The sequence below is a fragment of the Chitinophaga sp. 01L420 genome (assembly GCF_056399985.1).
Map to the genome: position 1 here is coordinate 54052 of NZ_JBFTSK010000029.1, position 11990 is coordinate 66041.

6 protein-coding genes are annotated in these 11990 nt (G+C 45.7%); all 6 read right to left on the bottom strand.

The features are described from left to right. Nucleotides 1-13: 13 nt before the first annotated feature. Genes AC1DP6_RS23955 through AC1DP6_RS23980 form a run of 6 tightly spaced genes read right to left on the bottom strand, consistent with a single transcriptional unit; the run spans nt 14 to nt 11986 of the window. Nucleotides 14-3271: a condensation domain-containing protein gene (locus tag AC1DP6_RS23955; protein ID WP_477057101.1), complete on the bottom strand. Its 3258-nt coding sequence runs from the start codon at nt 3269-3271 to the stop codon at nt 14-16. A gap of 47 nt (nt 3272-3318) precedes the next feature. Continuing rightward, complete coding sequence (gene asnB / locus AC1DP6_RS23960; protein ID WP_477057102.1) at nt 3319-5193, bottom strand: asparagine synthase (glutamine-hydrolyzing); 1875 nt, start codon at nt 5191-5193, stop codon at nt 3319-3321. Nucleotides 5194-5216: 23 nt separating this feature from the next. Then, on the bottom strand, nt 5217-7268 hold the full coding sequence (locus tag AC1DP6_RS23965; RefSeq protein WP_477057103.1) for a MupA/Atu3671 family FMN-dependent luciferase-like monooxygenase: 2052 nt from the start codon (nt 7266-7268) through the stop codon (nt 5217-5219). Nucleotides 7269-7296: 28 nt separating this feature from the next. After that, nucleotides 7297-7800: an FkbM family methyltransferase gene (locus AC1DP6_RS23970; RefSeq protein ID WP_477057104.1), complete on the bottom strand. Its 504-nt coding sequence runs from the start codon at nt 7798-7800 to the stop codon at nt 7297-7299. Beyond that, nucleotides 7734-8501, bottom strand: coding sequence for a hypothetical protein (locus AC1DP6_RS23975; RefSeq protein WP_477057105.1), 768 nt, complete (start codon nt 8499-8501; stop codon nt 7734-7736). Before AC1DP6_RS23975 ends, AC1DP6_RS23970 begins: the two co-directional genes overlap by 67 nt. Further along, the gene (locus AC1DP6_RS23980; protein WP_477057106.1) at nt 8498-11986 is read right to left on the bottom strand and encodes a condensation domain-containing protein; all 3489 of its coding nucleotides are present in this window, start codon (nt 11984-11986) and stop codon (nt 8498-8500) included. Before AC1DP6_RS23980 ends, AC1DP6_RS23975 begins: the two co-directional genes overlap by 4 nt. Nucleotides 11987-11990 lie beyond the last annotated feature (4 nt).

Genomic DNA, 11990 nt, shown 5'->3' on the forward strand with positions numbered 1-11990 from the left:
GAGAAATAATTTATTAAAAAATGTTGCTGATAGGTTGCATCCTCTCTGCAATCATAGTGTCAGTATCGTTTTCATCCAGCCGGCATTTCGGTGTAGTTGCTGCTAACTCAAGTATCTGCAACAACTCTTTTCCTATCGATGCTATGGTATCCGGCATATATAAATCAGTATTGTAAATAATGGTAAGGTGGATGATGCCGTTTTCCTCCACAAAGTAAAATTCCCAGTCATGTTTGCTTACCACGTCCAGCGGAAGATAATCCACGTATAATCCTTCAAACGCCTGCTGCCCATCGTTACGCCCACTTACATTCTGCAACATCACTGCAACATCAAAAAACATGGAGCGGCTAAAATCCCTCTTCATAGAGAGATCAGCAGATAGCATATCCAGCGAATAAAGCTGATGATTATATACTGACAGCGTGGTCTCTTTTACTACTTCCAGCAGGTCTGTAAACAGCGAGGCTTCCGGGAAACGGACACGAACCGGCAATGGATTTATGAATAAGCCCATGAGGTCTTCCAGGTCTTTATGAATTCTTCCCGCCAGGGGAGAACCAATCACCTGATCACGCTGACCCGTTTTGCGGTAAATGAGCGCACATACGGCAGAAAGCAGGACCATAAAAAGCGTGGCTTCCTGTTGCTGCGCAAGCGTTACCAATTGTGCAGCACTATTTTCACTGATCACAAAAGACAATGCTTTTGCATTCGAGGTAAATACTTCAGGACGTACAAAATCAGTAGGCAGTTTTAATGCTGCCGGTGTATCTGCAAACTGCTGCAGCCAGAATTGCCTGTTTTCTTCACCCTTTGCAGCGTGTAATAATTTATTATGCCAGGAAGCAAAATCCCTGTACTGAATTTTCAACTCCGGCAAATCGGCTTTGTCGCCGCTGCGGAAGGCATTGTATAGGGCTGCTACCTCGCGCACCAGGATCTGCATAGACCATTCATCAGAAATTATATGATGCATGACCAGCAGGAAGATATGTTTATCCGGTGCTATTTGCAGTAATGTTCCACGCAGCAACCGGTCATTTTCAAGGTCAAAAGAACGGGCAGCTTCTTCATTTATCAGTGATATAATAAACGGATCATCCGCAGAATATCCCTTGTTGCTGTAGTCGTGGTAACTGATATGGAAATCTGTTTGACCAGCCGCATGCACCCGTTGTTTCGGCACGGCACCATCGGGTATAAAATTAGTACGTAATATTTCATGCCGGCCGATAAAAGCATTGAAAGCCTGTTGAAGGGCATTAAGGTCAGGATGTCCGCTCAGCAGATAAGCGCCTGCCATATTATAGGCATTACTGCCTTCTTCCAGCCGGGCAAGCGTCCATAATCTGTGCTGCCCCCGGGAGGCTTCATGCAGTCCATTGCTGTTGGCGCCTGCGGGGATACTTTTGAACGATGCGGTTTCGGAAACAGCAATCAGGGCCGCCTGTTGTGCTATGGTAGGATGAGCGAATATGTCACCTACTTTTAAATCTACCTGCAGATCGCTGTATATCCTTGATAAAAGCTGAATGGCCAGCAGTGAGTGTCCACCCGAACTGAAAAAGGAAGCCGTTCTGCTGATGCGCTTTAGTCCAAGGATCGACTTCCAGATGGCTGCAATCTTTATCTCTGTTTCTCCTTCCGGCGCCACATATTCACCCGACTCAATAATTGCTTCGGGCAAGGGCAGGGATCTTCTGTCTATTTTTCCATTCAGGTTCAGCGGAAATTCTTCCAACCAGATAAAATGCGCGGGAATAGCATAATCGGCCAGTGAGTGACGGAGAAAATCCCGCAGCATTTCACTAGTGGTCTGCCGGCCTGTATAGTAGGCGATCAGCATTTGTAGATCATCTGTAGTCTTGTGAAATTTAACCACTACCTGTTCAATACCGTCCAGTTGCATCATCGCTTGTTCCACTTCATTCAATTCCAGCCGGATACCGTTTATCTTCACCTGACTATCGAGACGCCCCAGTATTTCAATATTTCTGCCGGGAAGATATCTCCCCATATCTCCTGTTCTGAACACAATATCTTCCCTGTCCGGCAATAGTGGGTTCTGTACAAACACAGTTCCGGTAAGGGCTTCATTCTTATAATATCCTTTTGTTGCAAATGGTGTTTTTATATATACCTCGCCAATCTCTCCTATGCGGCACAAGGCGCCGTCGTTGATGATCGCCACAAGCGTGTTATCGATTGGCACTCCCACATGTACGGGCTGCGATGCCTCTGCTGAAATTTCCCGGATGCGGTGAAAGGTTTTTACCAACGTGGTTTCAGTCGCTCCATACAAATTCACGATTTCCGCGCTCATCCCGGCAGCCTTTCTCCAATCGCTGATATCTTTTGAATATAACACTTCTCCCGCCAGCAAAATATATTTCAGCCTGGGAAGAAGCGCACTGTTATAAGTCCCGGCCTGCAATGTTTTAATAATCACCCTGAACAATGACGGCACACAGTGCACAAGACTAACACCACGCTCATCCATCCACCGGATCAGTAACGGAATATTATTCCTGGTGGCTTCTGAAGGAATACATAAAGTGCCGCCTGCGCACAACGCAGCAAAAATATCTCTCAGCGAGGCATCGAAGGTGATTTTTGTAAGCTGACTGATTTTATGTGCTTCGTTAAGACCGAATTCCCTGATCTCCCATTGAATAAAATGACTAAGACTGATATGACAGCCCAGGATTGGTTTTGCTTCTCCGGAAGAGCCGGAAGTATAGAATATGTAGTTGGCGTCTTCCGGAGAACCTTCATCACTAAATGGCGCATATGTGTCAATATTCACGTCCACAGGTGGCTGGTCGGGTGCTATCCATTCTATAGAAGTAGCCGAAGTCATGTCGCCGGGAATAATAATACCAGGCATCTTTACATCCCACTCACGGATGAAATGCAGCACTTCGTCCAACCAGGGGCGGTGAATGATCAGTATTTCAGGTGCTGAAACAGAGAATATCTGCTGCAGTCTTTTCGCCGGAAATTGCATATCTATCGGCAGATATATGGCCCCTGTCCTGAATATACCCAGCAGTGATGCCACGAGTTCTACAGAGGAGGGCAGTATAACACCGATAATGGTTTCTTTTTTAACGCCTGCTCCGGCCAGAAAACCAGCCAACCGGCCAGATACTGTTTCCAGACCTGCATAAGTAATCTGCCGGCCTTCTTCTTCTACCGCAATAGCCGAAGGCGAAGCGCTGGCGATCACTGAAAATACCCGGTGAACAAATTGTTTATCAACAGTCATTTCAGAGTAAGTTTATTTCGATTGAGATCTTTATTTTTTAAGTGGATTTAATAGTCTGGCATATCGAATACATCCAGGAAAATATTGAATGTAAGTACCACTATCAGCAAATCGGACTCGTAAGGGAGATTGAGTCTGAAACCAGGTTTTCCGTAGATTTTCTTCAGTCGTTCTACTACATCAGCGTCAAAATATCCTTGTCTTTTTATTCTTTCATACGACAGCATGTCCTGTATCCATTCGATATTACCCTGCAGCAGTTGCGGGCTTCCCGGCGCCACAAAGCCAAATTTCTGCCTGTCAATGATGGCTTCCGGCAGGTACTTACCGGCCATTCTCTTCAAAATATATTTTTCCACCAGGTCCTTCATCTTCACATCCGGAGGGATCGTTCTTACAAAGTCTACCACGTTGATATCCAGGAAAGGATATCTTCCTTCTACTGAATTTGCATAGGCCACACGGTCGCAGTGATCCGCAATCAGGTGGTCAGATAACCGCAGCTTCAGATCCAGGTAAGATCTCTTATGAAAAACATGCCTGTTGGCAACCCTGGTTTTGTCGATGACGGTTTTCGTCAGACAATCAAAATCAGCATATACCGTATTTACACGCTGGCTGTACAGCATTTGTTTGGATTCTTTCAGCTCATGCTGATTCAGTTCGTAAAAAAAATCCGGTTCTCCGTATAATTCCTGCCTGATCTGCTCTTCCAGCAACTCTTCCAGCCCCTTCACTTCTCCCCCGTTAATTCTTTGTTTATCAAATCTGTATCCGACGTATCCGCCGAAAAACTCATCGGCGCCTTCGCCGGAGAGAATTACCTTTATGCCATTCCGGTTCACAGACTTCGATAATTGCAGGGAGCAGGTATTATAGGTTTCTTTCAGCGGACTTTCCGCAAAAAATACCGCCTCCCTCAACCCTTTCTCTATATCCATATAATTAAAAGGGATTTCATGATGAATAGAATTTAAACGTTCACTCATCATCCTTTGAAATCTTCTTTCATCAATTTGTTTATCCGATAGCTCCGGGAACATAATTGAAAAAGAGTGATAGGAAATATCAGGATTTATTTTCTTCATGATGGCCCCGATAAGAGAAGAGTCCAGACCACCGCTGAGATAAAATCCCACGGGAACATCCGCCTGCAGGCGAAGTCTTACCGACTGAAATAATAACTCTTCGAGCTGTTCCACATAATACTGCTCTGAATGGCTTTCATAGTGGTGCGCCTCTTCAGGATAATCAAGGTCCCAATATTTTTTAACCTGTATTGCTTCATTTCGGATATGAAGAGAATGTCCCGGCGGCAGGCATTCGATACCTTTGAACATGGTAACAGGACTTACCATACCGGGAAATGAAAATACCTGATCCAGCCCGGTAAGGTTTACTTGTTTAACTGCCAGCGGATGCGCCAGGATGGCTTTTATTTCGGAGCCAAATATCAGTGTATTCTTGAAAATGCCGTAAAACAATGGACAGATACCAAACTGATCTCTTACAAGAAAAAGGCTGTTGTCCCGTTTGTCGAATATGGCGAAGGCAAACTGCCCATTCAGTTTATGGAGAAACTCCCTTTTATACTCCGCATACAGATGTACGATAACTTCTACATCGCATAAGGTGGTGAATCGGTAACCCTTTTGCTGCAATTCAGTCCGCAATTCCCTGTAGTTGAATATTTCACCGTTGCAGATCAGCACCACCGCTCCATCTTCACTGTAAAATGGTTGCTTTCCGTTAGCCACGTCAATGATACTCAGTCTGCGCATACCGAATCCGAACCTGTCATCGGTAACGATAACCGCATCATCGGGTCCGCGATGAGCCAGCGCATCTGTCATACCTTGCAACACGTTCCGTTCCACCTGACGGGGCGAGCCAATATTGTATACTCCTGTTATTCCGCACATAGTTGCTTTAGTATAGCTGTTATTTAAAAAGATTTATCAATGGGCGCATTAAAATCTTCGAGCACATCTGCTTCCTTCATTTCCGGTATAGCAGCGTCAATCACGTCAAACAAACTGTTTACATCGTGTTCATTAAAACGAAGTATATGCTGCCTGTGATCGTATTCCAGGTCTGCTGATACTCCATCGTGGCCGCTATCTGTCAGTATTTTCCGTAGCCTGCTGAGGAACAGGGTCGCATCCTTGTTGTTTTTCAGGGCTGTCAGCTTTTCACAGGAACAGCGCATCAGGGTAACATTATATTTCCGGATCAACTTCGTATCATATAGTTTTCTTAGTTCGTTCAGATAGGGAAGCGCTGCCAGAATTTCTTTATCAGGGAGACCAAAATCAATGAGACAAGCAATTTCATCTACTCCATATCCTTTTAATTTCCTGATAAGATGATGTGTTTTTTCAGGCGTTCCCAGTAAAGCAGCTTTCTCAAAAAAACGTTCAAATGCAAATTCCACCAGCTGTTCCAGCAGTTCTGCCGGCATTTCTTCTTCAACGGTACCATATCTGCCCACAACATCCTTTTTCTCCCTGTTCTGTACATTACTGCCAGACATGGCTTCTATCAGGTGAACCGAAGACCGGATATAGTCCATCAGGAATGGTTTTACTTTTTCTTTTACCGCATCATTGTCAGCACCAAGAAATGTATGCGCCATTACTGACACAATACGGGATGCGGGGTCAAAGCCATTCAATTCGAGAGAATCCCGGTATGCCCTGATCTTTCCTATCAGTTCATCCGTATCCTGCCAAAGCAGATGTGTAAGGATATTGGCACCAATCTTCCCGGCATCCACAAAAGATTCTGTTTTTCCTGATACCGTCATCCAAACCGGCAGCTCAGCCTGCACCGGCTTGGGAAAAATTTCAATCTCCACTGGTGTTTTCAATCCATTCAACATGGCACGGTGCTCCCCTTTCCAGAAGCTTTTCACTTCGGCTATCTGTTCCAGCATGTATTCATGCCGCTTATCATATCTGTCAGGAAAAAAAACAAAGTCGTTGCACTGCCATCCGGAAGCAAAAGAAACAGCTGCTCTTCCGTTTGATAAATTGTCTACCACAGACCAGTCTTCTGCAATTCTGACTGCATGATGCAGCGGAGACACGATACTCCCCGAGCGCAGTTGAATACGACTGGTAACCATTGCCAACGCAGCGCTTAATACAGAGGGGTTCGGGAAAAGTCCACCGAACTGGTTAAAATGTCTTTCAGGCGTCCATACACAACTGAAGCCATGCTCATCTGCAAATTTTACGGAGTCTATCAGCAACTTGTATTTATTTCTTTCCGTAACGCCTTCGTTATGGCTACCGAAATAAAACAGACCAAACTGCATCCCAAAGCTGACGGCGGTGGGTACCCACTGATCCATAGGACGTTGGTCTGCTGTAGCATGTAATACCACCGTGATGCCATTGTACCAGGCCCAGAGCACTTCTGGTATCCGGGTATATAATTCTTCTTCAAAAATCAACAATACATCGCTTGGCTTTACCTCGTAAAGTTCATCGTACTGATAAAAGGTTTTCTCCAGTAAGTCGGCCGAAATTTCTTTCCGCGTTAAACTGCCGTCTGTAGCGGCATGGCAGAGCATCAACGGCAGAGCATTCCACGTCGTTCTGCCGGAAGTATCATTTCCCTCAACTGTTTCCGGTAAACTATCTACACAATACAGCTTATGGGTGGCACTACATTTATGTGCCAGGGGAGTTTCCACTATACAAAACGCGGGATCAAGCGTATCGAACAGCTGATTCAACTGCTGTTCGGTATATCCGGGAGGAACTGGTATAACAGTACAGTTGCCCGATATTACCGCATGGACCATAACAATGGCCAGCAACGGATCTTCTGCGAGAACAGCTATACGAGTTCCAGGCGCAGGTTTACAGGCATCAGAAAATTGCAGGAACAACTGTTGACTGGCGCTCCGGCATCTGTCAAATGTAATATGATCATCTCCGGCGCAAAGGAAGGTACTGCGCAGATGCTGACTGAATGTATCTTTTAACACAGCGGACTATTTAAATGAATGATCTGTATCATTTACTGAAAATATAATTGCCTTGTCTGCCTTCATTGTTATATCGGAACTCAGAAGGGAAAAAATGCGACTTTTCGGTGAATCCGAAATTGGCGAGATAGCTGGATATACCTACAGCAGATTCTTCATAGGTTTCCACAAGGATATGCTGAAGACTGCCTGACAACAGTGTGTTTGCCGCGCCGGACAACACCAGTCTTTCTACTCCATCCACATCAATTTTGAGGTGGGTAGATGGTTCTCCTGATGCGGCAAAATGATCAATGGTGGTAACAACGCATCCCGATACATGAGAAGGTGCTGTCATACACTCATACGTATTTTCTGCCTTCCCGGCGAAAAAACCTGATGAATTGAATGTATTAAACCCAACAAAATCAGATACCGCCATGTGATAGGAAACAACCGAATCGTACAGCTTATTGGCTTGAATATTCATGCACAGCCGGTAGTAATTGACAGGGTCAGGTTCAAAGGAAACAACCTTAATCTTTTTGCCCAATTTCGCGCATACAGCGAGAAAAAACCAAGACAGGCGCCGATATCATACAATACTGCTCCGTCATCAATGGTGTTTTCCAGCCATGCCACAGTATCTGTTTCCGGCAGTCCATCATCTTTGGCCAATTGCCACAGCTCATATGTATTAGACACCTTCATCAAAAAATCGGCGTGGGAAGTGCTGAAACTGAGTGGCGATTCGTACTGTATTTCTTCCGACAGATACGATGCCGAAAAATCGAGTTTCAACCGGAAGGTAACGGGAAGCCCTCCCAGCAGTCTGCGCATGTATTCATTGAAACGGGCCGAACTCTGCACGCTTTCCTGCAGACCGGCAGCGTCAAAACGGGACTCCCTGATGGCCGCTTCAAAAGTGCTGATGTGTATAGAAGAAACCAGTCCGAAAAAAATCCTTGTCTTATAATCAAACGGTACCCCCTTTTTAACACAATCCAAAGCAGTATATATAATGCTGATAAAATTCCTGACATCCGCAATTGTTTCATTGATCATGATGGGATCACCGATGCAGCTGGACAGGCCATCCGGGCTAAGGTCAAATTGACGGAGATAGGCGGGCAGCATTTTCATTTCCTCCACACTAACCGCCAGCAGCTGCTCACTTGCAAACACCTGCAGATCCTTTTTTTCTATCGTTTCAAAGTTTTTTACTTTATTTATAAATGAATGAATGTTGTTCATAATCCGGCGTTGATAAGGTTTTCAAAAGCTATTTCTTCTTCACTGCGGCTCATCTGAATGGAAGCCACCGTTTGTGCGCCGTTAGTGGTCAAAGCGTTCATGATTAACAACAAATCATTGAACAGGCGGTCGATAGTTTCCGGCAGAAACAGATCCGTATTATATTCCATCAGCAATTGCAATGTTTCTTCCGTTTCCTTGAATATAAAAGTCAGGTCGAATTTGGCGGGGCCGCCTGGCAGCGTATATTCTTCTACCCGGATATCTCCCGCAATGGTATCATCCACTCCATTCCTGCTTATATTCTGCAGCAACAGAAAAGTATCAAAAAGGGGTAACCTGCCAGCGTTAGCCGGTATTTTCAGGTCGGCCACCAGGTCATCTATCGGGTAAAGCTGGTATTGCTGGGCATCCCAGAAATTTTCCTTTATGTTGTCCAGCAAATCTGTGAAGCTGTCGGTACTTTCAAAGGTTGTCCGGAGCGCCAGTGTGTTCAGGTACAAACCAACCTGGTTTTCGAAATCCTCGTTTACTCTTCCCGCCACATCGGTACCGATAGTAATATCCCGCTGGCCGGAATATTTATACAACAATACCACCACGCAACCCAGCAGCGATACGAATAAGCTGGCCGACTTTTCCTGTGCCACCCGGCGTAGTGCCGCAGTTAACTCGCCATTGATAGAAAAGGCCGATGTATTGCCCTGGAAGGTGCGGATCGCAGGTCTCGGAAAATCCGTTGGCATATTCAATTGCAGGCGTTCACCATCAAACACTTTCAACCAGTATGCCCGCATTTGCTGCAAACTATCGCCGGATAATTTCCGTTGCAGCCAGGCTGCATAGTCTTTGTACTGCGTGTGCAGTGGCGCCAGGGGATTCCGGTACCTGTTGCTGAAGGCATTGTACAACTGCAGCAATTCATTTTTAATAATTTCTACAGACCAGCCATCCGCGATGATATGATGAACTGCAATCGTGTAAATAAATTCATCCGGATTTATCCGCAGCAGTCTGACGCTGAATGGCGGACGCTCTCCGATATCAAATGCAGTTCTGTGGTTACCATTCAATATGGCAATAACTTCCGCTGTTTTACCCGGATCGGCAGTAAGGTCATTATATACTGCATCACAGGAAGCAGGATCAAAAGGCTGTATCACCTGTTGCACGCCAGTACCCGACTTCACAAAGATGGTACGCAATATCTCATGCCTTTCTACCAGTGCGTGTACTGACTTAATAAAAGCAGCTGTATCGAGCTTGCCCCTGATGAAATAAACACCGTAAATGATAAAGGCGGTCTGGTCTTTTTGAATCTGATCCAGCATCCACATTCTTTTCTGGGCTGGTGACAGTTCGTACGCAGGTAATATGCCGGTGGGCGTAAGTTCTTCCCATTTCTCCCTGCTCGCACGCTGCATTTCGTCCACCTGTTTTCTGATAGTAGGATTATCAAATATCTTTTTTACGCTGAAGCTTACGTCAAATTCCCGGCGGATACGGGATATCACCCTTACGGCGTCCAGGGAATGTGCACCTAGCTCAAACAGATTTCCATCAACGGGGATATCTTTACGTCCGGTGACTTCCTGCCATAGTTCTTTCAATCTGGCTTCTGCTCTGTTAGCAGGAATTTTCTGCGCGCCAGATTTCTTCTCGCTCACATAGGATGGATCGGGTAATTTTTCTCTGTCGGTTTTACCATTAGGCGTGCGGGGAAATTCTTCTATCTGCAGCAGGGAAGCAGGCACCATATAAGCTGGAAGCGATTGTGTAAGATATTCCAACAGGTGTTCCCTGTTTAATTCATTTCCCGCCACATAGTAGGCAACTATCTGCATTTCACCATTGATGGTCATAGCGTATACCTCCGCCCCCCCGATACCGGGGTAAGTGGTGATTAGTTGACGGATCTCTTCCGGATATACGTAACGACCTCTGATCTTTACTTCTGACCCTCCCGGGCCAAGATATACAACAGATCCATCCTGCAGGGATTTTCCCCAGTCACCGGTCAGACCATATGTTCCTGCCGTATCCGTTTCTCCGATAGCTATTTTTCCTACTATGCCCGGCGGCAGTATATTGTTTTGATCATCGAGTATATATACAGCAGTAGTTGCGGGAGGCTTGTTATGTTCCTTTTTGGCGGTAAGTGTCAGATCGCTGATGCTACAGTCGGGATTCCCCACTATCTGCTGTGCGATGCTGATAAAAGAACTGCCGGCCTGACGGATTTCTTCCGGGTCATATACCAGCCGGTTGAACTGGAGTACAATTTTTAAAGCATCGCCGGGATGTATAATAACATTCAGGTCATAGTTTGTTTGCTCAAACACTTCCTCTTCCCCTATCTGAACAGCTATCTCCGCAAGCTTATCTTCTCCCTGGCTATCAGTTGTCGGGAAGTTTTCAAAAACCATAATATGGTCAACCAATTCCTGCTTCATGGAACTGGCCGCCTGAATATCAGCCAGCGAGAAATAGTGATGCGGTTCGCTTTCAAATGACCTTTCCTGAACACGGCTCAGCAGATCAGAGAAGCGCTCGTTGGGGGAATATTGTATACGTACCGGAACCGTATTGATAAAAAGCCCGATCATTTTTTCAATACCGGGGATGCCTGCGGGTCTGCCAGATACCACACTACCAAATACCACATCATTGCAACGACTATATTTAGATAACAGTATGGCCCATATTGCCTGGCAGACGGTATACACTGTCAGCCGGCTGGTAGCTGCTACAGCGGTAAACCGCTGCGTTGTTTCCTGATCAAGTGCACATGTAATTTCTTCTCTTTCATACACGGTTTCACTTCCACCTCCATGGTACCGGCGTGGTAAAGAAGCAGGAGAATCGAATCCCTGCAGGTATTCATTCCAGTATTGTCCGGAGCGTACGCTGTCCTGTTCCTGCAACCAGGAGATATATCTGCCGAAAGGTACGGGCGTGTCCAATACATACGGCCGGTTGTGCAGGAAAGCGTCGTATATCTCATAAAATTCCCCGATGATGATGTTGGTACACCAGCCATCCATTAAAATATGATGATGACTCCAGATGAACTCATATTCCGATACGTCTGTTTTAAGCAATGATATCCGCATAAGCGGCCCCTTTACCAGGTCAAATCCCATCTCCCGGTCAGTACGTTTATAATCAGCTATTGCTGTCGGTAAGCGGGATGCGTTCTCACCGGATAAATCAACATAAGTAAATCCGATTTCACGCTCGCGGAGAATCACCTGCAGTGGCCGGGGTTGATTCTCGTGGATGAAAGCGGCCCTCAATACATCATGCCGGCGTGAAAGCTCCTGTACACTTTTCTGTACTACTGCTACATCAAGACTTACCCTGAGGCGATATGACTTCTGCTTGAAGTAAGTGGCTGTTGTTCCATGCAGCAGTGCATGAAAAAGCATCCCCTGCTGCATAGGTGTCAGTGAGTAAATATCCTGGATGTTGTTTTTCGCGGTCATGGCC

Excerpts from the sequence above, each read along its gene's own strand:
- AC1DP6_RS23955 (WP_477057101.1), bottom strand. The coding sequence starts at position 3,271 with ATGACTGTTGATAAACAATTTGTTCACCGGGTATTTTCAGTGATCGCC.
- asnB (WP_477057102.1), bottom strand. The coding sequence starts at position 5,193 with ATGTGCGGAATAACAGGAGTATACAATATTGGCTCGCCCCGTCAGGTG.
- AC1DP6_RS23975 (WP_477057105.1), bottom strand. The coding sequence starts at position 8,501 with ATGAACAACATTCATTCATTTATAAATAAAGTAAAAAACTTTGAAACG.
- AC1DP6_RS23980 (WP_477057106.1), bottom strand. The coding sequence starts at position 11,986 with ATGACCGCGAAAAACAACATCCAGGATATTTACTCACTGACACCTATG.